The organism is Blastococcus atacamensis, assembly GCF_002938425.1.
GTDB classification, from domain to species: domain Bacteria; phylum Actinomycetota; class Actinomycetes; order Mycobacteriales; family Geodermatophilaceae; genus Blastococcus; species Blastococcus atacamensis.
The window spans coordinates 1-22,737 of record NZ_POQU01000029.1; the positions used below are offsets into that span (position 1 = coordinate 1).

Here is a 22,737-nt window from a genome sequence, read left to right on the forward strand (position 1 = left end):
GTTGGTTGATTATAGCATGTGGGTGGTGTTCGATTGTATCGGTTTCGTTGTTATGGATTTATTTTTTAAATGATCCGGCGAGCACCGAGATCGACCGGAGAAGCTTCGAAGGGGAAGAAAGGAGGGTATAAGAGACAGGAGGTCGGGGTCCGGCCCGATCACCTCGGCGTTGGCCTGCCACCAGGCCTGGACCGCGCTCGCCACGTCGGCGGCGGTGGGCGTCGCACCGGTGGTCGCAGCCAGTCGGCGCTCGGCGATGTCCCAGAGGCAGTCGCCCCGGACGACGACGTGCTCCTGCGCGGTGGGCGCCTGCGGCCAGTCGGGGAGGGCGACGCCGACCGGGGGAGCGGGTGCGGTCCGAGTGGCGGCGGACGGCGCTGCGGAGGACGGCCAGTCGGGGACGGCGCCGACCGGGGGTGCCTCGTCCGCCGAGGCGACCGCGGGGATGGCGACGACCATCGCCATCCCGAGCGCGGGTGGGGCGATGCCGAGGCCGACGCCCAGCGCGAGGGCCGCCGCGCGACGAGCCCCGGCCGGGAGCACGCGATGCAGCAGGTCGTCGGCCAGCTGCCCCGAGAGGCCGGGAAGGGCGGACGCCGCGGTCAGCGCGATCCCCAGGGCGCCCCAGCACCAGACGAGCCAGGCCAGCAGCCCGGCGACGTGGAGGACGAGCACGTCGGCCCCCGCCGCATCCACCGTCGCCTGGGCGCGGCTCAGCGCTGCGGCGCTCGTGGGGAGGGTCGGCGTCAGAGCGGCCAGCAGGGCGGCCACGGCGGCCATCCCCCCGGCGGTGCCGAGCAGTCGGCGAATCGACATCGTTCCTCCATACGTTGACGTCGCATCACTAAAGCAAGCAAATGCACGCAAACGCAAGGGTTAGAGCCATCTACGCTGTGGGGCATGCGATGGCAGCAGCTGTTCGCCGACCTGCAGGCGCAGTTCGAGGCCGCGGAGGACGCGGAGGCGCGTGCGGAGTGGGCCTCGCGCGCCCGCGCGGAGATGGGGGCGGTCCGGCTCGCCGACCGGCTGGCCGGATCCCTGGGTGCGCGGATCACGCTGGCGTGCCGGGGCGCGGGTCGGGTGAGCGGCGTGCTCACCGAGACCGGCAGCGACTGGCTGCTCGTGGCGGACGACCGCGGGCGCGACCAGCTGGTGTCAGTGGGCGCCGTGCGTGCGGTCGCCGGCCTGGGGCGCCGCAGCGCGGCACCGGGGGACGACGGGCCGGTGCGGGCCCGGCTGGACCTGCGCCGGGCGCTGCGGGGACTCGCCCGCGACCGGAGCGCCGTGCAGGTCGTGTTGGACGACGGCACCGTGCTGACCGGGACGATCGACCGGGTGGGCGCCGACTACGTGGAGCTGGCCGAGCACGCGGCTGACGAGCCACGGCGGGCCGGTGCGGTGCGCGAGGTGCAGGCGGTCGTCGTCGACGCGGTGGCCCTGGTGCGGCCGCTGCTCCCCGGATGGGACTGAGGCGTCGGTAGCGTCAGGCGCGCTGCTCGGCCGCGGCGGGATCGGTCGCTGCGGCCTCGTCGGGGACGGAGCCGGCGCGGGCCTCGGCGTACTTCTGCTGGATGAACCGCTCCAGCTCGTCCACCTCGACGCGCCACTGGCCGCGGCCGCCGATCTGGATCGCGATCAGCTCCTTGCGCCGAACCAGCGCGTAGGCCTGCGACCACGAGACGTTGAGGATCTCGGCGACGTCGTCGAGGGTCAGGAAGCGGGGCGTGGGCATCTGCGTCTCCATCCGGTCGCCACCCAGTGTGTCAGCCCCGGCGGGGGGCGTGTGCGTCCGTCCACACACGAACGTGTGCATGACGGATGCACGGGAACGTGTTCGTGTCGCATCATCTGCGTTCGAACGTCGTCAGCGGTCCGCAACGGCGTGCAACGCGCCCCTTCCCGGCGCTCGACGTGCTGGAAGAGGTGAGGCGCTGTGACCGCGCTCCGGAGCCCCGTGCCCGTCCCGGAGACCGAGCCGGCCGCCGGGCCCACGCCCCGCCGCGTGAAGGCCCCCACCTGGCTGGACCTGCGGCTGGTGCTGGGTGTCCTGCTCGTGCTCGGGTCGGTGCTGCTGGGCGCCCGGGTCGTCAGCGCCGCCGACGCCACGGTGCCGGTCTGGAGCGCTGCGCAGGACCTCGCCGCCGGGACCGAGCTGACCGCCGAGGACCTCGTCGTCGTCGACGTCCGGCTCGACGACGCCGCGAAGGCATACCTGTCCGGCAGTGCCCGCCCCGAGGGGAGCGTGCTGTCCCGCCCGGTCCGGGCGGGGGAGCTGCTGCCGCGCACGGCGCTGGAGGAGCCCGCCGATCTCGTGCAGCTGGCCCTCCCGGTCCAGGCCGGCTACGTGCCCCCGGGTCTGCGGCACGGCCAGCTGATCGACGTGTACGCGATCGCCGACCCGGCCGCCGGTGCGACCGGTCAGGGCGTGGGCAGCGTCGCCCTGGTGGTGGGCGAGGCCCCGGTCCAGGCGACGACCGGCGACTCCGAGGGGGTCCTCTCCACCCCGTCGACGACCATCCAGGTGGTCATCAGCGTGGCCACCGACGAGGTCGCCGACGTGCTCGCGGCGATCGCCGGCCGTCCGCTCGTCGTCGTCGCGCACGACACGGTCGACACCTCCGACGCCGCGGCGGAGCAGGCGCGCGCCGGTTCCGCCGCCCGCCCGTCCACGCAGGCGTCGCCCTCGACGACCGCTGCACCGGCCGCTCCGCCTGCGGTCGTCCCCGCGCCGGTCGCCGGGAGCGTGCCTGCGCCCGTCCCCGCGCCCGCCGGACCGGCCGGCTGATGGCTCTGCAGGTCTTCACGGCGGTCACCGGCGCCGGCTGGGAGTCCGAGCTCGTCGGGGCGCTGGACCGGGACGCCCACGGGGTCACCGTGGTGCGCCGTTGCGTCGACGTCGCCGAGCTGCTCGCGGCGGCTGCCACCGGTACCGGGCAGGCCGCCCTGCTCTCGGCCGAGCTGCGCCGGCTCGACGGCGAGGCGGTGGCCCGGCTGCACGCAGCGGGCGTCGCGGTCGTCGGACTGGTCGAGCCGGGCGACGAGCTGGCCGCCCAGCGGCTGCGGCAGCTCGGTGTCTCCTCGGTGCTCCCGGCCGACGCCGACCCCGACGCGATCGCCGCCGCGCTGCGCGAGGCCGTCGCGGGTGTACCGGACTCCGGGCGCGACGTCGCCGACCCGCGTGCCGCGCTCCCGGTGCCGGCCGAGCCCGACGTGCCCCCGGCGCAGCCGACCGGGCGGGGCCGGGTCGTCGCGGTGTGGGGCCCCACCGGTGCCCCGGGCCGCACCACCGTCGCCGTCGGCCTGGCCGACGAGGCGGCGCGGCTCGAGGTCGGGACCCTGCTCGTCGACGCCGACGTCTACGGCGGGGTGGTCGCCCAGGTGCTCGGGCTGCTCGACGAGTCGCCCGGTCTGGCCGGAGCGGCCCGGCTGGCCGGGACCGGCACGCTGGACTCCTCGGCGCTGACCCGGCTCGCGTGGGCGGTGCGCCCCGGGCTGCGCGTGCTCACCGGGCTGGCCCGCGCCGACCGCTGGCCGGAGCTCCGGCCCGGCGCGGTGGCCGCGGTGCTGGAGGAGGCCCGCCGGCTGGCCGCGCTGACCGTCGTCGACTGCGCCTTCAGCGTCGAGGACGACGAGGAGCTCTCGTTCGACACCGCCGCCCCCAGGCGGAACGGCGCCACGCTCACCGTGCTGGAGCAGGCCGACACGGTCCTCTGCGTGACCGGCGCGGACCCGGTGGCGCTGCAGCGCTGCGTGCGGGCCCTGGACCAGTTGCGGGAGGTGCTCCCCGACGTCGAGCCGGTCCTGCTGGTCAACCAGCTGCGCCGCGGGCCCGTGCCAGGGAATCCGCGCGAGGAGGTGGCGGCGGCGCTGGACCGGTTCACCGGCCGGCGGCCGAGGTTCTTCCTGCCCGCGGACCGCCGGGCCACCGATGCCGCGCTCGCCGCCGGCCGGACGCTGGCCGAGGTGGCGCCCGGATCAGCGCTGCGCGCGGAGCTGCGTGCACTGGCCGCCGAGGTGGCGGGCGTCCGCACGCCGGCGACCGGCCGGCCCCGGCTGCTGCGCAACCGGCGGGCGGGTTGACCGTTCGGGTGTCGGGGAACCGGCTCCCCGACGTAGCGTGAGGCCCCGGCCCGTGAGGAGAACGATGGTCGAGCGGCTCAGCACACTTGACGCGTCCTTCCTCTACCTGGAGGAACCCGGGACGCCGATGCACGTCGGCGGCGTCCTGATCCTGGAGACACCGCCCGGCGGGTTGGACGCGCTGGCGTCGCTGATCACCGCGCGCCTGCCGCTCGTGCCCCGCTACCGGCAGCGGGTCGTGGAGGTTCCCGGGCAGCTGGCGAACCCGGTGTGGGTCGACGACCCGGACTTCGACATCGCCTACCACCTGCGGCGGTCGGGGCTGCCGCGGCCGGGCACCCGGGCGCAGCTGCTGGACCTCGTGTCACGGCTGAACTCGCGACCGCTGGACCGCAACCGCCCGCTGTGGGAGGCCTACCTCGTCGAGGGGCTCACCGGCGGCAGGGTCGCCGTGGTGACCAAGACCCACCCCGCGCTGGTCGACGGGCTCAGCGCCGTCGACATCGGGCAGGTGCTCCTGGACGTCACACCGGACGCGCCGTTGCCCGAGCCGGTGGAGTGGCACCCCCAGCCCCTGCCGTCGGGGCTGGAGCTGGTGCGCTCGGCGCTGGAGGAGTACCGGCAGCGGCCGAGCTCCCTGGTCGACGCCGCCCGGTCCGCCGTCACCGATGCGAGCACCACCGCGGCCCGCCTCGGCGGCCTGGCCGGCGGGCTGCTGCGCACCGCCCGGTCGGCGATCATGCCGGCGCCGCACAGCCCCATGAACGCCCCGGTCGGTCGGCAGCGCCGGGTCGCGGTCGCCTCCGCGCCGCTGGACGACCTCAAGCGGGTGCGCAAGGCGCACGGCGGCACGGTCAACGACGTCCTGCTCACCGTGATGACCGGTGCGCTGCGCGAGTGGCTGCTGTCCCGGGGCGAGCCGGTGGTCTCCTCGACGACGATCCGCGCGCTGGTGCCGGTCTCGGTGCAGGACGAGGAGGGCGCGGCGGGCAGCCGGGTCACCTCGCACCTGGTCGACCTGCCCGTCGGCGAGCCAAATCCGCGCGTGCGGCTGGCCCGGCTCACCTACGCGATGCGCGGCATCACCCAGCACGGGGAGTCCGTGGGCGCCGACAGCCTCATCGCGCTCAGCGGCTTCGCGCCCTCCACCTTGCACGCCCTCGGCGCGCGGGCCGCCCGCGGCCTGTCCCGCCGGCTGTTCAACGTCGTCATCACCAACGTCCCCGGGCCGCAGGTGCCGCTGTACGCGGCCGGCGGCCGGATGCTGGAGGTGTTCCCGGTCGTGCCCCTGGCCCGCGGGCAGGGGCTGTCCATCGGGATGACGTCCTTCGACGGCACGGTCTTCTTCGGGTTCAACGCCGACCGGGACAGCGTCGGCGACGTCGACGTCCTTGCCGATCTCGTGGAGCAGGAGGTCGCCGACCTCGTCGAGACGTCGTCCTGAGCCGCTCCGAGGTGGCCGGGGTGCGGGCGGATACGGTCGCCCTTCCATCGACGAAGGGGGTGCCCGGGTGCGCGTGTACCTGCCGGCGACGACGAACGTGCTCCGGACGCTGGTCGACGAGGGGCGGCTGCCCGCTCCGCAGACCGTGTTCGCGGTGACCCCGCAGCTGCGGGAGTTCTACGCGGTGAGCGATGCCGAGGCCGACACCGAGGAGCTGGAGTACGCCGCGCTGCTCACCGCGGCTCGGGCGAGCCTGCGGCTGATCGACCTGGACCCGATGGCCGCCCGCCGCCGGGTGGTGCTGGCCGCCGACGTCCCCGACGGCTCGGTCACCGCGATGGACGACCCGCACGTCGAGCGGGGCGCGGCCCGGCTCACCTCCGAGGTGCGGCTGGCCGACGTCGCCAGTGCCCACATCGACGACGCGGACGCCGAGGACGACGTCCGCAAGGCGGTGAACGTCGTCCTGGAGGCCGACCTCGGCAGCGAGGACGCCCAGTTCGTCGTCGACGAGGCCGAGGGGCACGAGCTCGGGTGGTACGCCTCCCAGGAGATCGGCACCGTGCTCGAGCTCCTCTGACCGCGGAGGATCGGGCCGCCAGCGGATGCGGCCGCACGACCCGTCCGTAGGATCACGACCCGTCTGTCAGCGTCGACGTCGGGAGCGAGCACATGCAGTTCGGTCGGTACTACGAGGAGTTCGAGGTCGGTGCGGTCTACAAGCACTGGCCCGGGAAGACCGTCACCGAGTACGACGACCACCTGTTCTGCCTGCTCACCATGAACCATCACCCGCTGCACATGGACGTGAACTACGCGGAGAAGACCACCGACTTCGGCAAGAACGTCGTCGTCGGGAACTACATCTACTCGCTGCTGCTCGGCATGAGCGTTCCCGACGTCTCGGGCAAGGCGATCGCCAACCTGGAGATCGAGTCGCTGCGGCACGTGGCGCCGACCTTCCACGGCGACACCATCTACGGCGAGACGACCGTGCTGGACAAGACGCCGTCGAAGTCCAAGGACGACCGCGGCGTGGTGTACGTCGAGACCATCGGCTACAAGCAGGACGGCACGATCGTCTGCATCTTCCGCCGCAAGGTCATGGTGCCCAAGCGGTCCTACGGCGAGGCCCGTGGCGGCGAGCAGCCCGGCCGCCCGGAGCCCACGCCCCGCGGCTGATCCGCAGCGAGCGGGGCGTGCGCGCCGGTCAGTCCGGCAGCACGCCCCACCCGCCCAGCGTCTCCACCAGCCGCGGCGTGCAGGACAGGCCGGCGAGGGTGGCCGCGTCGGCGAACACCGCCTCGGTGGCGTCGTCCCCGGCCCGCGGGACGCCGTCGTCGTGGAGCAACGCGCAGGCCAGGTCCACGACGTCGTAGACGGCCGCGCCGGCGTCGATCCGCACCCGGCCGACCTCGCGCCCGGCGCGCACCTGCAGCCCGGTCTCCTCGAGCACCTCGCGCTCCACCGCCTCGGCCAGGCTCTCGCCCGGCTCGACCCGCCCGCCGGGCACCGACCACAGGCCGCGGCTGGGTTCCCGGCCGCGGCGGATCAGCAGCAGCCGGTGCGCGCGGTCGTGCACGATCGCGCCCACGCACGGCACCACCGGGCGCCCGTCGTCCTGCTTCCCGGGGGACACGCGCGCAGGCTACGCACCGGCTCGGCGTCGCTCTTGACGGATCGGGCCCGTTGCCACGACGGTTGTCCCCGATGAGTGCCTCTCCGGTGTGCCCCCGGTGCGGCGAGCTGCTGGCCGCCCGACTCGGGTCGGAGGCGCACGCCTGGTGCCACGTGCACGGCGCCGTCACCCCGTTGCACCACACCGCGCTGGTGGCCCACGACGCGATCGCCGCGGTCACCGCCGACGCGCGGGTCCCGGCCTGGGTGCCCGACCCGATGCCGTCGGGCTGGGCGGTCACCGGCCTGGCCTGGGGCGGCGAGCCGGCTGCCCGGGCCATTGTCGTCGACTGTGCCGGACCGGCCCCTCTCGGCGGCTCGGCGGAACTGGTGCTGGTGGCCGAGGAGCCCGGGACCGGCGTGGGCTGCGGCTACGCCGGACTGCCCGGCCTGGACCCGGGTGACGTCATCTCCGGCCCGAGCTCGGTCGTCGTCAAGGCGGCCGGCCAGCGCGCCCCGCTGTGGACGGTGCCGACCTCCGACGACCGCGCCGCCTTCGTGGGAGAGGCCTACGGCGTCTGGCTGTGGCTGGTCATGTGGCCGATGAACGCGGCCTGGCTGCTGGCCGAGCCGCTGGAGCTGCTGGACCTGCGTGACCGCATCTACCCCGACCTCCCGCTCGGCCCTCCGGGGGAGCACCTGCTGCCCGGCTGCTGATCCCCGTGGCTCCGGAACCCGATGGGCTCCCTCATGATCGGCGCGTCGGCCGGAGGCCTCCTGGGGCCTGTGTTACTCATGGGACGAACGCGTCCGCCGCACCCGGCGGGCTGTCCGAGCAGGTCGGTCCTGCCCCATGCCCTCACACCCCCGGAGGTGGCGGTGAACCTCAAGAAGGTCCTCACCTGGGTGGTCGTCGCCTTCGTGCTCTTCTACGTCATCCAGCAGCCGGAGGCCTCGGCCGCGCTGGTGCGCAACGCCGGTGAGGCGCTGGGCAGCGCGGCGTCGTCCCTGTCCGAGTTCGTCGGCTCGCTGGTCTGACGATGGCCGCGCCGGAGGGCGGGCCGTCGGAGCTGCCGGTCCTGCCGACCCGCGCCGAGAAGGACGTGCGGAAGTACGTGCTCGAGGGCGAGGAGCTCACGATCGCCACCCGGCGGCACTGGGCGGTGCTCGTCGCGCCGACGGTCCGTTGGCTGCCCGTGCTGGTCCTCGGCGGGTGGCTGCTGCTGCTCGACCCGGACAACCGGCTCACCACGACCGTCGGCCTGCTCGTCGCCCTCGCGGCGGTGGTGGTCTACGCCGTGCGCGTGGGCGAGTGGTGGATGCGGCACTTCATCGTGACCAACCGTCGGGTGCTGCTCACCTCCGGCCTCGTCGTCCGCAGCGTCACCCTGCTCCCGGTCCGCCGGATCACCGACCTGACGTGGAAGGAGACGCTGTTCGGCAACGTGCTCGGCTACGGCACCTTCCGCTTCGAGTCGGCCGGGAAGCTGAAGGCCCTCTCGGAGATCACCTTCCTGCCGCATGCCGAGGAGCTGTACCGGAAGGTCAGCCGCCTGCTCTTCACCAGCGGCGGCGACGACGAGGGCAACCCCGACGGCAAGTCGGCGGGCCGGCGGGACACCGCACCGATTCCCGGCCTGCCGCCGCGGCACGGCTGACCCGGCGGGTGCCCGGCGCTCCGGTGTGCGGCAGGCTGGCGGTGATGCGGATCGACCTGCACACCCATTCCTCGGTGTCCGACGGCACCGACAGCCCCGCCGAGCTGCTCGCCTCCGCGCGCGCCGCCGGCCTCGACGTCGTCGCCCTGACCGACCACGACACCACCGGCGGCTGGGCCGCCGCGGAGGCAGCCCGGCCGCCCGGGCTGACCGTCGTCCCCGGGATGGAGCTCTCCTGCCGCTGGTTCCCCTCCGACCAGCCGCCGATCAGCGTGCACCTGCTCGGCTACCTCTTCGATCCGCTGCACCCGGCCTTCGCCGCCGAGCGCGCCCGGTTGCGGGACGAACGGCTGGGGCGGGCACAGCGGATCGTCGAGGCGCTGGCCGCCGACGGTCACCCGGTGGACTGGGCGGACATCGTGGCGCACTCCGGCGGCGGGGTGGTCGGCCGGCCGCACATCGCCGGTGCACTGGTGCGCGGGGGAGCGGTGGCTTCGGTGGAGGAGGCCTTCACGTCGCTGCTGCACCACTCCAGCCCGTACTACGCGACCAAGGCCGACACCGACGTCCGTGAGGGCATCGCTCTGGTGCGCGCCGCCGGCGGCGTGCCCGTGTTCGCCCACGGGCTGGCCACCAAGCGGGGCCGGGTCGTGGGCGACGACGCGATCGTCGCGATGGCGGAGGCGGGGCTGCTCGGCCTGGAGGTCGACCACCCGGACCACAGCGACCGGGAGCGGGACCACCTGCGCGGGCTGGCCGCCGACCTGGACCTGGTCGTCACCGGGTCCAGCGACTACCACGGCAGCAACAAGACGACGCCGATCGGCGCCTGCACCACGCACCCGGCGGAGTTCGAGCGGCTGCTGGCGGCCGGCACCGGGACCACGCCGCTGGGCGACTGAGGCGGCGTCCCCGTCCCCGGCCGCCGCTACCGTGGCGGGCATGCGCAACCCTTCGGACGGCGGTGAGGCGCTGCTGCCCGGCATGCCGCGCCGGCTGCTGCGCGCCTCGCCGAAGTCGCTGGCCGACTTCTCCGACTGCCCCCGTCGCTACCGCTTCGCCAACGTCGACCGGCCGGTGCCGCCCCGGGGTCCCCGGTTCGCCCACCACACCGTCGGGACGGCGATGCACCAGGTGCTCTCCTCCTGGTGGGACCTGCCGGTCGAGCGGCGGACACCCGGAGCGGCCCGGCAGCTGCTGTACGCGGCCTGGAGCCCGGCGGGCTTCCGGGACGACGAGCAGTCCGACCGCTGGCAGGGGTTGGCGGCCGGCTGGCTCGCCGACTACCTCGCGGACGTCGACCCCACCGACGAACCACGGTCCCGCGAGCGCACGGTCAGCACGACCACGGAGCGCATGACGCTGTCGGGCCGGGTGGACCGGATCGACGAGCGCGGCGACGAGCTGGTGGTCGTGGACTACAAGACCGGCCGGACGCCCAGCACCGACGACGAGGCCCGCGGCTCGCAGGCCCTCGCGCTCTACGTGCTCGCGGTCCGCCGCACGATGCGCCGTCCGTGCACCCGGGTGGAGCTGCACCACGTGCCCTCGGGAACCGTCGCCTCCTTCGAGCACACCGAGCGGTCGCTGGCCAACCACGTCCGGCGGGCCGAGGACATCGCGATCGACATCCAGGCGGCCACGCAGGCGTTGGACGGGGGCCAGGACCGGGACGCCGCGTTCCCGGCCGTGCCCGGCGTGCAGTGCGGCTGGTGCGACTTCCGGCCCAGCTGTCCGACCGGTCAGGCAGCGGTCCCCGCCCGCGAGCCGTGGGCCTTCCTCGCGGATGAGTCAGCCGGCTGAGAACCCGCGGATCGCCAGCGATACGCCCAGGGCCGTCATCACGACGGCGATGACGGCGTCGAGCACCCGCCACGCCCCAGGCCGCGCGAACACCGGCCGGAGCAGCCGGGCGCCGAAGCCGAGCCCGGTGAACCACACCGCGCTGCCTCCCGCGGCCCCGGCGGCGAACCACCAGCGGTCGTCCGCGTAGGTGGTGGACAGCGAGCCCAGCAGGACGACGGTGTCCAGGTAGACGTGCGGGTTGAGCCAGGTGAGCCCGAGGCAGGCCGCCACCGTGACCGCCAGGGCCGTGCGCGCCCCCTCGGCGTCGGCCGCCAGTGCGCCGGAGGGGCGCAGCGCCCGCCGCGCGGCCAGAGCACCGTAGACGAGCAGGAAGGCGGCGCCGGCGAAGCAGACCGCCGTGAGCAGGCCCGGGCGGCTCAGCAGCAGCGCCCCGGCACCCAGCACGCCCGCGCAGATGAGCACCACGTCGGAGAGCGCGCAGAGGGCGACGACCACGCCGACGTGCTCGAGGCGCAGGCCCTGCCGCAGCACGAAGGCGTTCTGCGCCCCGATGGCGACGATGAGGGAGAGCCCCAGGCCCAGGCCGGCGAGGGCGGCGGTCCAGGCGGACGCGGGAAGCACCTCAGGCGCTGAGCGGAGCGGGTTCGGCCACCCGGTCGATCCCGGCCCAGACGATCGGTGAGCGGCGGGCGGCCCGCGGCAGCCGGAGGGTGGCCTGCCGGAACGCGTGCATCGCAGCGGTGGCCGCCGCGTCCGTGAGCGCGAACCCGGGCAGCGAGTACAGCCGCCGCGCCCAGCTCGGCAGCAGCGCCACCGAAAGCACCGCCAGCCCGCCCCAGGCCGGCTGCGCCGGGGTCAGGTACCGCACCCACGTGGGCATCGGCGGGAGCACGACCAGCCGGTAGGCGTCGCGCGCGGCGGTGGTCGCGGCCAGCTGTGGCCGTATCCGCTCGAAGTAGTCGGCCAGCTCCGCCACCGACGCGGGGACGTCGGCCCGCTGCACGCCGATGAGCTCGGCGGCGGTCACCTGCTCGGCCACGTACCCGTCGGCGTCGTCGTCGGACAGGTCCAGGCCGCCCCGGCGCGCCGCGGTGAGCAGCGAGTCGACCTCGCAGCAGTGCACCCACAGCAGGAGGTCGGGGTCGTCGACCCGGTAGGTGCGGCCGGTCGTCTCCTCGGTGCCGCCGAGCCGGCGGTGGATGCCGCGGACCTGGGCGACGGCGCGCACCGCCTCGGTGCGGGTGCCGAAGGTGATGGTGTCGACGTAGGCGGCAGTCCGGATCAACCGGGGCCAGGGCTCCTCGCGGAAGGCGCCGGAGAACCGGGCCACGCCGTCCATGGCCACCGGGTGCAGCGCCTGCAGCAGCAGTGCGCGCAGCCCGCCCACGGAGAACGACGGGTCGGCGTGCACCCGCCAGGTCACGCTGGCCGGTCCGAAGAACCCGAGCCGGTCCTCCTCGTCGGTCCAGTCCGCCGGTCGTGGCAGCCGGGTCATGCCGGGCTCACGCTCGTCCAGAAACCGCAGAGCACCTCGAGCGTGCGCGCCGGGTTCTCGACGGCGGGGGAGTGGATCGAGTTGTCGATGACCTCGTGCCGGGCACCGAGGCGGGCGGCCATGTCGGCCTGAACGTGCGGCAGCCAGGCGTCGTCGGCCTCGCCGTGGGCCACCAGCACCGGGATCCCGGTCGCCTTCAGCTCCTCGACCCGGTCGGGCTCGGCGAGCATCGCGTCGGCCATGCCGCGCAGCCCGGCGGCGGAGTTGCGCAGGAACCGGCGGGTGTAGAACTCGCGGGTCGGCGCCGGCACCGCCTGCGCCTTGGGGTCGGTCATCGCGAGCTGCTCCAGCGTCTCGTGCACCAGTGGCACCCCGCCGGCGTCGAGCAGCGGAGCGAGGTGGTCGAGCAGGTCCGCGCGGCGGCCGGTCAGCTGCGACGGCCCGGACCCGAGCAGGGTGAACGACGTGAACAGACCGGGCTCGGCGAGGACGGCCGCCCGCGTGACGAGGCCGCCGAAACTGTGACCGACGAGGTGCAGCGGCTCGCCGGACTCCTCTCGCACGGCGCGGCCGACGGCGACGACGTCGCTGCCGAGGACCTCCACCGTGTACTGCGTGGGGTCGTCCGGGCCGGGTGACTCGAACTGGCCGCGCTGGTCCATGGCGACCACGCGGAAGCCGGCCTCGGCCAGCGGGCGCAGCAGCGGAGCGAAGTCCTCCTTGCTGCCGGTGTAGCCGGCCACCATCAGGACGGTGCCGCGGGCGGCGGTCCCGCCGGTGTCCAGCGCGGCCAGCGGACCGGCGCCGCCGGGGAAGGTGCGTGCCGACGCGTCGTGCTCGGCGAGCTGCCGCAGGTCGTCGGGGGCGATGGCGAGGGACACGGGCATGGCATCGGAGCCGCCAGGCAGGACCATGGTCCCCAGTATTGGCCATCCTTCAGGGGCCCGCGCCGAGCCTGCGAGGCGTGGGGGGAAGGGTGGTCCTTCTTCAGCGGTAGCCGACGACCCGGTCGGCCAGCCGGAGCACGAGGGTGGGACCGATGGCGGTGACACTGCCGTCCGCGGGCAGCCCCCCGGAGGTGGAGCTGCCCACCTCGGCACCGGTGACGGCGTCGCGGGAGACCACCGCGTCGCCGTCGGGGACGGGTAGCACGCTGCCCTCGTCGTCGGGACCGGGCAGCGGCTCACCGGGCAGGCCCGTGGCAGGGGCATCCCACATGCGCTGCCCGGACACCGGGTCCAGCGCGGTGAGCCGGCCGTCGGCGAGGACCAGCACCGCGGCGGGGACCGACGTCTGCCGCACCGCGCGGTCCGGTCCGGCGGGAAGCGTCGTGAGCAGGGTGCTGTCGGCGGAGGCGAACAGCCGCGCCTCGTCGCCGGCCCGCACGCCCACCAGCCGACCGGCTCCCAGCAGGACGACGTCGTCCGGGTCGCCGACCACCAGGTCGCGCGTCCAGTGCTCGTCGCCGTCGAAGCCGTCGGCCAGCCGGAGCTGCACCGCGCCGCTCCCCGCGCAGTGCTGCAGCACCGCGACACCGGCGTCACCGACGGCGGCGTCCAGCACCCGGCACCCGGACGGGGGCGACCACCGCCAGCGGATGTTGTTTCCGGTCGGGTCGAGGGTGACCACCCCGGTCGGGCTGCTCGCCAGCACGATGCGGCTGGTCGAGCTCAGCGTCGCGTCGGCGCGGAAGTTCACGTTGCGGGTCCACGTCCGTACCCCGGTCCCGGCATCCAGGCCGACGGCCTCGTCGCAGCGGTCCTCGGTCCGGAAGACGGCCACGGCCACCCCGTCGGTCGCGGTCAGGCCGCACAGCCAGGCGTTCTCGCGGATGTAGTGCCAGGCATCCTCGCCGGTCGCCGGGTCCAGTCCCCGGACGCCGTGCGCGGAGCCCACCAGCACCCGGCCGTCCTCGACGACGTCCGCGGGGAGCGGATCGCCGTCGACCGACCAGACCTCGGAGACGGCACCGGCCGGCGCCCCCGAGGGGACGTCGGCCGGGTGCGCGGTGGTGCTGGAGGTGGCGGCCGCGTCGGAGCCGCGCCAGAGCAGCGCGGCGACGACGGCGAGCGCCAGGGTGGCCGCCGTCCAGATCCAGACCCGCAGCGGCGGGCGCCGGAGCCCGGACACGGCCACCCGGAGGTTCAGGACGCCGAGTCGGCAGCGCCGGCGGCGGAGCCACCGCGACCCGCGCCACCGCGACGGCGACGACGCCGGGGGCGGCTGGTGCCGCCGCCCTCCGCGGAGCCCTCGGCGGCGTCGCCGGCAGGAGCCTGCGACTGCGCCGGAGCGTCGGGGGCAGCCTCGGTGTCGCCGGCCCCGCGGGTGCGCTGACGGGGACGGCTCTTGCCCCCACCGGCGGGCTTGTCCTCGTCGGTGGTCCGGCCGCCGGGGCCACGGGAGTCGCCCCGTCCACCGGAGTCACGACCGGCCGACGCCGCCGGGCGGTTCCGCTTGCCCGTCTCGCCGAGGTCCTCGAGGGTCTCGGCCTCCAGGCCCTCGCGGGTGCGCTGCGAGCGGGGGAGCCGACCCTTCGCGCCCTCGGGCACGTCGAGGTCGGCGTAGACCCACGGCGAGGTGGAATAGGTCTCCGGCGGGTCGTCGAAGCCGAGCTCCAGCGCCTTGTTGATCAGCTGCCACCGCGGGATGTCGTCCCAGTCGACCAGCGTGACCGCGACGCCGGTGCTGCCGGCGCGGCCGGTGCGGCCGATGCGGTGCACGTAGGTCTTCTCGTCCTCGGGGCACTGGTAGTTGACGACGTGGCTGACGCCGGTGACGTCGATGCCGCGGGCGGCGACGTCGGTGGCGACCAGGACGTCGACCTTGCCGCTGCGGAAGGCGCGCAGCGCCTGCTCGCGGGCGCCCTGGCCGAGGTCACCGTGCACGGCGGCCGCGGCGAACCCGCGGTCGACCAGCTCGTCGGCGACCTTCTGAGCGGTGCGCTTGGTGCGGCAGAAGACCATGACCAGGCCGCGGTCGCGGGCCTGCAGCACGCGGGAGAGCAGCTCGGGCTTGTCGAGGTTGTGCGCCCGGTAGATGAACTGGGTCGTCTGCGGAACCGTCGAGCCCTCGTCGTTGCCGTGGGCGCGGATGTGGGTCGGCTGGGTCATGAACGTCCGCGACAGCGTGACGATCGGGCCGGGCATGGTGGCGGAGAAGAGCATCGTCTGCCGCTTCTCGGGGACCATCGCGAGGATCCGCTCGATGTCAGGCAGGAAGCCCAGGTCGAGCATCTCGTCGGCCTCGTCGAGGACCAGCGCCTTGACCTTGCCGAGGATCAGGTCGCCCCGCTGGGCGAGGTCGAGGAGCCGCCCCGGCGTGCCGACGACGACCTCGACGCCGCTGCGCAACGACTCGATCTGCGGCTCGAACGCGCGCCCGCCGTAGATGGCCTGCACGCGGATGCCGCGCTTGCTGCCGGCGGCGCCGAGGTCGCGGGCCACCTGCACGCAGAGCTCACGGGTGGGGACGACGACCAGTGCCTGCGGAACGCCGTCGCCACCCTCGGACGGCGGGGTGACCCGCTGCAGCATCGGAACGCCGAAGCCCAGGGTCTTGCCGGTGCCGGTGCGCGCCTGGCCGATGAGGTCGTTGCCGGCCAGCGCCAGGGGGAGGGTGAGCTCCTGGATGGCGAAGGTGCGGGTGATCCCGGCGTCGGCCAGCGCGGCCACGATGTCGGGGTGGACGTCGAAGTCGCTGAACAGCGGGCTGTCGGGGGCCACGGGTGCGCCGCCGAGCTCCCCGACGGTCTGCTCGAGCTCTTCGGGGGCCGGTGCGCCGGTCTCGGCGTGGTCCAGCTCTGCGGTGGGAGTGCCGGTGGGGGTCTGCTCGGTGGAGGTCAGTGCAATCGCCTCTGGTCTGCTGGGGGACCGGCTGCGGCAGCGGTGTCGCCGCCTCGCGCCGTCCCGGTCTGGTGTCTCGGGTCGGTTCCAGCGCCGACGCGGCCAGCAGAACCGGGCCTCGCTACAGCCCGGGAGACAGCCCCAGGGGCGTCGTCCAGCGGTCGTCAGCGCACAGATGTACGAGCGCGCCCGGAGGCTCGCCGATTCCCATGCTAGCGCGGGCACCGGTTAGCCTCTCCGCGCCGCGCTCCCCGATGTCGCGTCGGTCACTCGTCGGGGGCACCGCACCCACCGCTGTCGAACCGCAGGAGATGCCGTGCCCCCGGTCGAGAACGCGGCCGTCGCCGAGCTGCTGGGCGCCCTGGCCTATGCCGAGCTCACCGCGTTCGACCGGCTCGCCGAGGACGCGCGCATGGCGCCGACGCTCGTCGGGCGCGCAGCATTGGCCCGCATGGCGGCCGCGGAGATCGCCCATCACGTGCGGCTCGCGACGCGGCTCACCGAGCTGGGAATCGACCCCGCCGTCGCGATGGCGCCGTTCGTCTCGGCGCTGGACACCTTCCACGAGAGCACCCGGCCCAGCACCTGGCTGGAGGGGCTGGTCAAGGCCTACGTCGGTGACGGGCTGGCGACCGACTTCTACCGGGAGATCGCCGGTTTCCTGCCCGAGCCCGACCGCGGGCTGGTGCTGGAGGTCCTCGCCGACACCGGCTACGCCGACTTCGCCGTCCGCGAGGTGCGCGCCGCGATCGCGGCGAACCGCAAGGTCGCCGGGCGGCTCGCCCTGTGGGGGCGGCGGCTGGTGGGGGAGGCCATGACCCGCTCGCAGGCGGTCATCGCCGAGCACGAGGGCCTGACCGAGCTGATCGTCTCGGGCACCGGTGACCTGTCGGGCATCGGGCAGCTCATCGAGCGGATCACCCGGGCGCACACCGCGCGGATGAAGACGCTCGGCCTCAACCCCTAGAAGGACCCCGGTGCCCCCCACGCCTCGCACGCTCGGCGTGGGGCCCTGCACCGGGGCCGTTCCAGGTTGCTCAGTTGCTGCCGCTGGCGGTGATGAAGCCGACGCGGCGCTGGTCGGCCTGCGCGATCTCGACGTACGCGATCCGGTCGACCGGGACGAGGAGCTTGCGGCCTCGCTCGTCGACCAGGGTGAGCAGGCCGTCCTTGGTCGAGCCGGACATGGCCGCGGCCACGTCGGCCGCGATCTCGTCGGGGGACTTGGGGCTGTCGATGACCAGCTCCCGGGGCGAGTGCTGGACGCCGATCTTGACTTCCACGTGGGCGATGCCTCCTCGTTGGCGCTACTGCCCCCCAAGCTAGTCCAGACGGCGGCGCGAGGACCGGGCGAGCGGGTGCGCCCACAGCGAACGCAGAAGGACACCGTCCCTCTCAGCCCTCGCAAGCTCGGGCCGAGCCTCCGGACGGGGCTCAGTCGACGCGGGGGAAACCGGAGATGCCGCGCCAGGCCAGCGACGACATCAGCGCGACCGCCTCGTCGCGGGAGACCGTGCCCTTGCGGGGCAGCCACCACCGGGCGCTGCTCTCGGCGAGGCCGGAGAGGCCGGAGGCCAGCAGCAGGGCGCGCTCGGGGTCGGCGCCGGTGTCGGCGGCGATCACCTCGGCGATCGCCTCGACGCAGACCTGGGTGCCGCGGTCGACGATCGCGCGCACGTCGTCGTCGTTGCGCAGGTCGGACTCGAAGACCAGCCGGAAGGCCTCGCCGTCGGCGTCGATGAAGTCGAAGTACGCCCCGACCGCGGCGTCGACGCGCATGCGGTTGTCCTCGGTCCGGCCCATGGCCTCGCCCACCCGGTCGGCCAGCTCCGAGACGTGCTCCTCCAGCAGCGCGAGGTACAGCTCTCGCTTGCCCGGGAAGTGCTGGTAGAGCACGGGCTTGCTGACGCCCGCCCGATCGGCGATGTCGTCCATCGCGGCAGCGTGGAACCCGTGTGCGACGAAGACGTCCTGGGCGGCGCGCAGGAGCTGCAGCCGGCGGGCGCCGCGCGGCAGGCGGGAGGTGCGCCGACTGGCCGCGGCGGGGCGTGATGGCTGCATGGCGGGGAGATGTTACCGAGCGGTCCGGCACCCGCACGGCGGCGCGGTGGACAGCGTTACCTTCGTGAGTGATGTCCGAGGCCGAGCTGTCCACCACTCCGCTGCCGTCCCTGACGGGTGTTCTCCCGCCGTGGCCCGGCGCGGACGTGCCGGTGCGCGGGGGTGCGGTGCTCGTGCGGCACACCCCGTGGCGCGGTCCGGTGGACGCCCCCGAGGACGACGCGCCCCGGGAGCGGGCCGTGTACGTGCACGGGCTCGGCGGGGCGTCGACGAACTGGACCGACCTGGCCGCGCTGCTCGCCGTCCGGTTCGACGGCTGGGCGCTCGACCTCCCGGGATTCGGCCGCTCGCAGCCGCCGCCCGGTGGCCGCTACTCGGTCCGGGGGCACGTGCGCACCGTCATCGAGGTCCTCGAGCACGTCCGGTCGCAGCCGGGCGACGCGGCCGGCCGCCCCGTGCACCTGGTCGGCAACTCCCTGGGCGGGCTGGTCAGCGTGCTCGTGGCGGCCCAGCGCCCGGACCTGGTGGCGACGTTGACCCTGGTGTCGCCGGCGATGCCGGTCTACCGCGTGCCGCCGGCCTTCAGCCGCGCGCTGCTCCTTCTGCTGGTCCCGGGCATCCCGACCCTCGCCGAGCGCCGGCTGGCCGGCGTCGCTCCGGAGGACAGCGCGCGATCGATGATCCAGATGTGCTTCGGGAACCCTGCCGCGGTTCCGCCCGAGCGCATCGAGCAGGCGATGCAGGAGATGCGCGAGCGGGCCGGCCAGCCGTGGGCCGACCGGGCGCTGGCCAGGAGCATGCGCGGGCTCATCACGTCCTATCTCCGGGTCGGCCGGGCGAACGCCTGGCGGGCGGCCCGGAGCCTGCGGATGCCGACCCTCGTGATCTGGGGCAGTCGCGATCGGCTGGTCGATCCGGCCCTCGCCCCGCGCCTGGCGGCCACCGTCCGCGACTCCCGGCTGCTCCTGCTCGAGGGGGTGGGTCACGTGGCGATGCTCGAGGCGCCGGAGCCCACCGCCCGGGCCGTCCTGGCCCTCGTCGAGGAGCGACCCGCCACGGCGGGCGGGGCGGATGCGCCGGCTGTCGCCGACACGCCACGCAGCGTGAGACGCTGACGACCTGACGGCGGGTGCGTCGAGGACCAGGGAGAGCGGCCGGTGGGTGGACGTCTGACCGACGACCGGCCCACCCCTCGCCAGGGACCCCTGGTCGCCCACCGGGAGCCGCGGGTCCCGGGGCGCAGCCGCGGCCCCGAGCGCGGGACCAGCCGGGTGCGCCGGTTCGTGCGGCGCCACGGCTGGCGGGCCCACGCGATCCCCTTCCTCGTCGTCGCGACCGTCGTCGTGCTGGTGGACCTCGCCTTCCACCCACCCGGACCGGGCACCACGACCGCCGCACCCGCGCCGGAGCGCAGCGCCTCCGCGACGACGACCGCTGCGCCCTCGTTGCCCAGCACGCCGACCGCGCCCGCTGAGGGGGATGCGGGTCCGAGCGGGACCGTCGCACCGGCCGTCGCCGGCACCTATGTCGAGCGGGGCTCCGGCACCCTGTCGATCGTCGACGGCTCGTCGGAGGTCTACGGCACCGGGCCGCTGAAGCGCTTCGTCATCGAGGTCGAGGACGGCATCGGGGTCGACGGCCCCGCCTTCGCCGCGGCGGTCACCCAGACCCTCGGTGATCCCCGGTCCTGGGGCAGCGGCGGGCGGATGTCCTTCCAGCGGGTCGGGGCGGCGGAGGCGGCGGCCCGGCAGTACGACTTCCGCGTCAGCCTCGTCAGCCCCGGCAACATGGAGACCTACTGCCCTGGCGTCGGAACCGGGGGCTACACGTCCTGCCGCTACGGCGAGCGCGCGGTCATCAACCTCGCCCGCTGGGCCACCGCCGTTCCGCACTACGACGGCGACGTCGCCACCTACCGGCTGTACGTCGTCAACCACGAGGTCGGGCACGCACTCGGCAACGGGCACCAGGACTGCCCCGGTCCCGGCCAGGTCGCGCCGGTCATGCAGCAGCAGACCCTCGGCCTGGAGGGCTGCGCCAAGAACGCCTGGCCCTTCCCCTAGCCCGAACACTCGCCGAGCGCGCGGGACGCGGGGTCATGAGCCGCGCCGAAGCCCGCGGTCGGGGTCGGCAGAAGGAGGGGAGCGGCAGCGGGATTACCCGGGCCTGTCACGCTGTTCTTCCCACGAACGCCGGTCCTCTGGGCCGCTGTCCGCGACGTGAAGGAGCAAGCGTGTCCCTGCCACCGCTGGTGGAGCCGGCCGCAGACCTGTCGATCGACGAGGTCCGCCGGTACAGCCGTCACCTGATCATCCCCGACGTCGGCATGGACGGGCAGAAGCGCCTGAAGAACGCCAAGGTGCTCGCCGTCGGTGCCGGTGGCCTCGGGTCGCCGGTCCTGATGTACCTGGCCGCGGCCGGTGTCGGCACCCTCGGCATCGTCGAGTTCGACACCGTCGACGAGTCCAACCTGCAGCGCCAGATCATCCACGGCGCCTCCGACGTCGGCCGGTCCAAGGCCGAGAGCGCGCGGGACTCCATCAAGGAGATCAACCCGCTGATCGACGTCCGGCTGCACGAGACGCGGCTGGACAGCGACAACGTGCTGGACATCTTCAGCCAGTACGACCTGATCGTCGACGGCACCGACAACTTCGCCACGCGCTACCTCGTCAACGACGCGTGCGTGCTGCTGAACAAGCCCTACGTGTGGGGCTCGATCTACCGCTTCGACGGCCAGGTCTCGGTCTTCTGGAACGAGCACGGGCCGAACTACCGCGACCTCTACCCGGTCCCGCCGCCGCCCGGCATGGTCCCCAGCTGCGCCGAGGGCGGCGTGCTCGGCGTCCTCTGCGCGACCGTCGGCGCGATCCAGGCCACCGAGGCCGTCAAGCTCATCACCGGCATCGGCGAGACGCTGCTGGGTCGGCTGATGGTCTACGACGCCCTGGAGATGACCTTCCGCGAGATCAAGGTCCGCAAGGACCCGGAGGGTGAGCCGATCACCGGCCTCATCGACTACGAGACCTTCTGCGGCGTCGTCTCGACCGAGGCCCAGGAGGCCGCGGCCGGTGCGACGATCACCGTCGACGAGCTCAAGGACATGATGGACGCCGGCAAGGACTTCGAGCTGATCGACGTCCGCGAGCCCAACGAGTACGAGATCGTCTCGATCCCGGGTGCCAAGCTGATCCCCAAGGACGAGATCCTGTCGGGCCGGGCGTTGGCGCAGCTGCCGCAGGACAAGCCCATCGTGATCCACTGCAAGACCGGCGTGCGGTCGGCAGAGGCGCTCGCGGCGGTGAAGAACGCCGGCTTCAGGGACGCCGTCCACGTCCAGGGCGGCGTGACCGCGTGGGCCACGCGCATCGACAAGGCGCTGCCGACCTACTGACGCAGCACCCCGCTGCCTCCCACCGCTCGCACGCTCGCGGCGGGGCCCTGCGGCGGAGATCCACCACGTTCTGGCTGACATGTCGTGGTGTTGACATGTCAGCCGCAGGATCCGAGGGCCTGATCCGCTTCCCCGCCCCGGGAGCGGGTCAGGCCTTCGGCATGTTGACTGTCGTGCATGGCCGACTTCTCGCCCGTCGAGCTCCTGGAGCTCTTCCAGCGCGCCCAGAACCAGTTCACCGATCGCGTGGACGCCGTGGACCCCGACCAGTGGGAGGACCCGTCGCTCCCGGGGTGGACGGTCGCCGACCTGGTCGCGCACCTGGTCAGCGAGCAGCTCTGGGTCCCCCCGCTGCTGGCCGGTGAGCCCTACGCCGAGGGTCGGTTCCCCGACGAGACCACCGACCTGCTCGGCAACGATCCCTTCGTCGGCTGGGAGTCCGCAGCGGACGACGCGCTGTCGGCCTTCGCCGAGGACGACGCCCTGGTGCGCACGGTGCACCTGGAGCGCGGGCCCACCCCGGCCACCCAGTACATCCTGGAGATGACCTCCGATCTCACGGTGCACGCCTGGGACCTCGCGCACGCGACCGGCGGTGACACCGAGCTGGACGGGGAGCTGGTCACGGCTGCTCTCGTCTTCGCCGAGCAACTGCCCGAGGGCGGCGTCCCGGGTCTGTTCGACCCGCCGCTGGACGTCTCCTCCTCGGCGTCCCCGCAGACCCGCCTGCTCGCCCGGTTCGGGCGCAAGGACTTCTGAGCGGGCGGTGCGCAGGCCACGATGACCGGGTGACCGGAGCCGCGCTCGACGTCGACGAGGCAGTGTTCGACGCCGTGGACCGCATCCCGCCCGGGCGGGTCAGCACCTACGGCGCCATCGGCCGGCTCGTCGGCGTCGGACCCCGGCGGGTCGCCCGCGCGCTGTCGCAGGGCGGGGGAGCCGTGCCCTGGTACCGGGTCGTGCGGGCGGACGGCACGGCTGCCGAACCGGTGCGTGCCCGGCAGATGGAACTGCTGGCGACCGAGGGCGTGCCCGTGCGCAACGGGAGGGTGGTCCTCTCCGCCGTTGGCTGGCCGGACTGCTGAAGGACCCCGCTGCTTCCCACCGCTCGCACGCTCGCGGCGGGCCCCTGCAGCGGGGCCGCTCAAGCAGGCGGCAAGGGGTGCCGATCTGAGGGCATGAACGCGATGGCATGTCGAGCGGTCGCCCAGGCCGGGCTGGTCGCGGGGACCGCGTCCCTGGACGAGGAGCGCGCCTTCCCGCTCCTCCTGGTCGCGGGCTGGCTGACCACGGCGGCCGACCTGATGCTCGAGCAGGCGCTGCTGGACTCACTGGCCTGA

General features: G+C 74.2%; 28 protein-coding genes. 18 read left to right on the plus strand and 10 right to left on the minus strand.

All coding sequences use genetic code 11. From position 1 onward, the window contains the following. Window positions 1–9: 9 nt before the first annotated feature. Window positions 10–816: a LysM peptidoglycan-binding domain-containing protein gene (locus C5508_RS09050; RefSeq protein WP_198597983.1), complete on the minus strand. Its 807-nt coding sequence runs from the start codon at window positions 814–816 to the stop codon at window positions 10–12. Window positions 817–900: 84 nt separating this feature from the next. Here C5508_RS09050 and C5508_RS09055 point away from each other — a divergent pair, with 84 nt between their 5' ends. Next, window positions 901–1,470 (plus strand): hypothetical protein, encoded by a 570-nt coding sequence (locus tag C5508_RS09055; protein WP_104524620.1) that lies wholly within the window; start codon window positions 901–903, stop codon window positions 1,468–1,470. 13 nt (window positions 1,471–1,483) lie between these two features. Here the strand turns inward: C5508_RS09055 and C5508_RS09060 are convergent, their stop codons facing one another. Further along, entirely contained in the window at window positions 1,484–1,732 is a 249-nt protein-coding gene (locus C5508_RS09060) for a helix-turn-helix domain-containing protein (protein WP_104524650.1), read from the minus strand. Window positions 1,733–1,933: 201 nt separating this feature from the next. Here C5508_RS09060 and C5508_RS09065 point away from each other — a divergent pair, with 201 nt between their 5' ends. The 5 genes from C5508_RS09065 (at window position 1,934) to C5508_RS09085 (ending at window position 6,706) form a co-directional block, all read left to right on the plus strand. Continuing rightward, entirely contained in the window at window positions 1,934–2,785 is an 852-nt protein-coding gene (locus C5508_RS09065; protein WP_104524621.1) for an SAF domain-containing protein, read from the plus strand. Then, a complete protein-coding gene (locus tag C5508_RS09070; RefSeq protein WP_104524622.1) occupies window positions 2,785–4,080 on the plus strand; it encodes an AAA family ATPase in 1,296 nt (431 codons plus the stop codon). Before C5508_RS09065 ends, C5508_RS09070 begins: the two co-directional genes overlap by 1 nt. 64 nt (window positions 4,081–4,144) lie before the next feature. Beyond that, window positions 4,145–5,524: a WS/DGAT/MGAT family O-acyltransferase gene (locus tag C5508_RS09075; RefSeq protein WP_104524623.1), complete on the plus strand. Its 1,380-nt coding sequence runs from the start codon at window positions 4,145–4,147 to the stop codon at window positions 5,522–5,524. A 67-nt stretch (window positions 5,525–5,591) separates the two neighbouring features. After that, on the plus strand, window positions 5,592–6,104 hold the full coding sequence (locus tag C5508_RS09080) for a DUF6912 family protein (RefSeq protein ID WP_104524624.1): 513 nt from the start codon (window positions 5,592–5,594) through the stop codon (window positions 6,102–6,104). Window positions 6,105–6,196: 92 nt separating this feature from the next. Beyond that, the gene (locus C5508_RS09085) at window positions 6,197–6,706 is read left to right on the plus strand and encodes a MaoC family dehydratase (RefSeq protein ID WP_104524625.1); all 510 of its coding nucleotides are present in this window, start codon (window positions 6,197–6,199) and stop codon (window positions 6,704–6,706) included. Window positions 6,707–6,734: 28 nt separating this feature from the next. On the opposite strand, the gene C5508_RS09090 is transcribed toward C5508_RS09085, so the two are convergent. Next, window positions 6,735–7,163, minus strand: coding sequence for an NUDIX domain-containing protein (locus C5508_RS09090; protein WP_104524626.1), 429 nt, complete (start codon window positions 7,161–7,163; stop codon window positions 6,735–6,737). 71 nt (window positions 7,164–7,234) lie between these two features. Between C5508_RS09090 and C5508_RS09095 the strand changes: the two genes are divergently transcribed. The 5 genes from C5508_RS09095 (at window position 7,235) to C5508_RS09110 (ending at window position 10,602) form a co-directional block, all read left to right on the plus strand. Beyond that, entirely contained in the window at window positions 7,235–7,858 is a 624-nt protein-coding gene (locus C5508_RS09095; RefSeq protein WP_104524627.1) for a DUF6758 family protein, read from the plus strand. A gap of 162 nt (window positions 7,859–8,020) precedes the next feature. Next, window positions 8,021–8,179, plus strand: coding sequence for a hypothetical protein (locus C5508_RS19890; RefSeq protein ID WP_198597984.1), 159 nt, complete (start codon window positions 8,021–8,023; stop codon window positions 8,177–8,179). Window positions 8,180–8,181: 2 nt separating this feature from the next. Then, entirely contained in the window at window positions 8,182–8,799 is a 618-nt protein-coding gene (locus C5508_RS09100; RefSeq protein WP_104524628.1) for a PH domain-containing protein, read from the plus strand. Window positions 8,800–8,843: 44 nt separating this feature from the next. Next, the gene (locus C5508_RS09105) at window positions 8,844–9,701 is read left to right on the plus strand and encodes a PHP domain-containing protein (protein ID WP_104524651.1); all 858 of its coding nucleotides are present in this window, start codon (window positions 8,844–8,846) and stop codon (window positions 9,699–9,701) included. Between the two features lie 40 nt (window positions 9,702–9,741). Then, window positions 9,742–10,602 (plus strand): RecB family exonuclease, encoded by an 861-nt coding sequence (locus tag C5508_RS09110; protein ID WP_232797020.1) that lies wholly within the window; start codon window positions 9,742–9,744, stop codon window positions 10,600–10,602. Here C5508_RS09110 and C5508_RS09115 read toward each other — a convergent pair. The 5 genes from C5508_RS09115 to C5508_RS09135 all read right to left on the minus strand — a co-directional run bounded on the left by C5508_RS09115 (window position 10,591) and on the right by C5508_RS09135 (window position 15,822). Further along, window positions 10,591–11,226, minus strand: a complete 636-nt coding sequence (locus C5508_RS09115; RefSeq protein ID WP_104524629.1) for a LysE/ArgO family amino acid transporter — start codon at window positions 11,224–11,226, stop codon at window positions 10,591–10,593. The two genes, C5508_RS09110 and C5508_RS09115, sit on opposite strands and share 12 nt — an antisense overlap. A gap of 1 nt (window position 11,227) precedes the next feature. After that, on the minus strand, window positions 11,228–12,100 hold the full coding sequence (locus tag C5508_RS09120; RefSeq protein ID WP_104524630.1) for an oxygenase MpaB family protein: 873 nt from the start codon (window positions 12,098–12,100) through the stop codon (window positions 11,228–11,230). Further along, the gene (locus tag C5508_RS09125) at window positions 12,097–13,014 is read right to left on the minus strand and encodes an alpha/beta fold hydrolase (protein WP_104524631.1); all 918 of its coding nucleotides are present in this window, start codon (window positions 13,012–13,014) and stop codon (window positions 12,097–12,099) included. The genes C5508_RS09120 and C5508_RS09125 overlap by 4 nt, the downstream gene beginning before the upstream one ends. A 73-nt stretch (window positions 13,015–13,087) precedes the next feature. Further along, window positions 13,088–14,230 carry an outer membrane protein assembly factor BamB family protein gene (locus C5508_RS09130; RefSeq protein ID WP_104524653.1) on the minus strand — a complete coding sequence of 381 codons (1,143 nt, stop codon included), beginning with the start codon at window positions 14,228–14,230 and terminating at the stop codon, window positions 13,088–13,090. A gap of 14 nt (window positions 14,231–14,244) precedes the next feature. After that, the gene (locus C5508_RS09135; RefSeq protein ID WP_104524632.1) at window positions 14,245–15,822 is read right to left on the minus strand and encodes a DEAD/DEAH box helicase; all 1,578 of its coding nucleotides are present in this window, start codon (window positions 15,820–15,822) and stop codon (window positions 14,245–14,247) included. 436 nt (window positions 15,823–16,258) lie between these two features. Between C5508_RS09135 and C5508_RS09140 the strand changes: the two genes are divergently transcribed. Further along, window positions 16,259–16,909, plus strand: a complete 651-nt coding sequence (locus tag C5508_RS09140) for a ferritin-like fold-containing protein (protein ID WP_104524633.1) — start codon at window positions 16,259–16,261, stop codon at window positions 16,907–16,909. Between the two features lie 70 nt (window positions 16,910–16,979). On the opposite strand, the gene C5508_RS09145 is transcribed toward C5508_RS09140, so the two are convergent. Both C5508_RS09145 and C5508_RS09150 read right to left on the minus strand, forming a co-directional pair. Beyond that, complete coding sequence (locus C5508_RS09145; protein WP_104524634.1) at window positions 16,980–17,225, minus strand: DUF3107 domain-containing protein; 246 nt, start codon at window positions 17,223–17,225, stop codon at window positions 16,980–16,982. A 151-nt stretch (window positions 17,226–17,376) separates the two neighbouring features. Beyond that, complete coding sequence (locus C5508_RS09150) at window positions 17,377–18,003, minus strand: TetR/AcrR family transcriptional regulator (RefSeq protein WP_104524635.1); 627 nt, start codon at window positions 18,001–18,003, stop codon at window positions 17,377–17,379. 71 nt (window positions 18,004–18,074) lie between these two features. On the opposite strand from C5508_RS09150, the gene C5508_RS09155 reads away from it, so the two are divergent. From C5508_RS09155 to C5508_RS19895, 6 genes are all read left to right on the plus strand, one after another. Then, window positions 18,075–19,118 carry an alpha/beta fold hydrolase gene (locus tag C5508_RS09155; RefSeq protein ID WP_104524636.1) on the plus strand — a complete coding sequence of 348 codons (1,044 nt, stop codon included), beginning with the start codon at window positions 18,075–18,077 and terminating at the stop codon, window positions 19,116–19,118. A 42-nt stretch (window positions 19,119–19,160) separates the two neighbouring features. Beyond that, window positions 19,161–20,066 carry a DUF3152 domain-containing protein gene (locus tag C5508_RS09160; protein ID WP_104524637.1) on the plus strand — a complete coding sequence of 302 codons (906 nt, stop codon included), beginning with the start codon at window positions 19,161–19,163 and terminating at the stop codon, window positions 20,064–20,066. A gap of 170 nt (window positions 20,067–20,236) precedes the next feature. After that, window positions 20,237–21,397, plus strand: coding sequence for an adenylyltransferase/sulfurtransferase MoeZ (gene moeZ, locus C5508_RS09165; protein WP_104524638.1), 1,161 nt, complete (start codon window positions 20,237–20,239; stop codon window positions 21,395–21,397). Between the two features lie 177 nt (window positions 21,398–21,574). Continuing rightward, window positions 21,575–22,156 (plus strand): TIGR03086 family metal-binding protein, encoded by a 582-nt coding sequence (locus C5508_RS09170; RefSeq protein WP_104524639.1) that lies wholly within the window; start codon window positions 21,575–21,577, stop codon window positions 22,154–22,156. Window positions 22,157–22,185: 29 nt separating this feature from the next. After that, window positions 22,186–22,482 carry an MGMT family protein gene (locus C5508_RS09175; protein WP_104524640.1) on the plus strand — a complete coding sequence of 99 codons (297 nt, stop codon included), beginning with the start codon at window positions 22,186–22,188 and terminating at the stop codon, window positions 22,480–22,482. Window positions 22,483–22,575: 93 nt separating this feature from the next. Further along, complete coding sequence (locus tag C5508_RS19895; protein ID WP_198597985.1) at window positions 22,576–22,737, plus strand: hypothetical protein; 162 nt, start codon at window positions 22,576–22,578, stop codon at window positions 22,735–22,737.

Coding starts and splice junctions, on each gene's coding strand:
- C5508_RS09055 (WP_104524620.1), top strand. CDS start 901: ATGCGATGGCAGCAGCTGTTCGCCGACCTGCAGGCGCAGTTCGAGGCC.
- C5508_RS09150 (WP_104524635.1), bottom strand. CDS start 18,003: ATGCAGCCATCACGCCCCGCCGCGGCCAGTCGGCGCACCTCCCGCCTG.
- C5508_RS09155 (WP_104524636.1), top strand. CDS start 18,075: ATGTCCGAGGCCGAGCTGTCCACCACTCCGCTGCCGTCCCTGACGGGT.
- C5508_RS09120 (WP_104524630.1), bottom strand. CDS start 12,100: ATGACCCGGCTGCCACGACCGGCGGACTGGACCGACGAGGAGGACCGG.
- C5508_RS09085 (WP_104524625.1), top strand. CDS start 6,197: ATGCAGTTCGGTCGGTACTACGAGGAGTTCGAGGTCGGTGCGGTCTAC.
- C5508_RS09075 (WP_104524623.1), top strand. CDS start 4,145: ATGGTCGAGCGGCTCAGCACACTTGACGCGTCCTTCCTCTACCTGGAG.
- C5508_RS09070 (WP_104524622.1), top strand. CDS start 2,785: ATGGCTCTGCAGGTCTTCACGGCGGTCACCGGCGCCGGCTGGGAGTCC.
- C5508_RS09105 (WP_104524651.1), top strand. CDS start 8,844: ATGCGGATCGACCTGCACACCCATTCCTCGGTGTCCGACGGCACCGAC.
- C5508_RS09095 (WP_104524627.1), top strand. CDS start 7,235: ATGAGTGCCTCTCCGGTGTGCCCCCGGTGCGGCGAGCTGCTGGCCGCC.
- C5508_RS09125 (WP_104524631.1), bottom strand. CDS start 13,014: ATGGTCCTGCCTGGCGGCTCCGATGCCATGCCCGTGTCCCTCGCCATC.
- C5508_RS09100 (WP_104524628.1), top strand. CDS start 8,182: ATGGCCGCGCCGGAGGGCGGGCCGTCGGAGCTGCCGGTCCTGCCGACC.
- C5508_RS09050 (WP_198597983.1), bottom strand. CDS start 816: ATGTCGATTCGCCGACTGCTCGGCACCGCCGGGGGGATGGCCGCCGTG.
- C5508_RS09170 (WP_104524639.1), top strand. CDS start 21,575: ATGGCCGACTTCTCGCCCGTCGAGCTCCTGGAGCTCTTCCAGCGCGCC.
- C5508_RS19895 (WP_198597985.1), top strand. CDS start 22,576: ATGAACGCGATGGCATGTCGAGCGGTCGCCCAGGCCGGGCTGGTCGCG.
- C5508_RS09060 (WP_104524650.1), bottom strand. CDS start 1,732: ATGCCCACGCCCCGCTTCCTGACCCTCGACGACGTCGCCGAGATCCTC.
- C5508_RS09110 (WP_232797020.1), top strand. CDS start 9,742: ATGCGCAACCCTTCGGACGGCGGTGAGGCGCTGCTGCCCGGCATGCCG.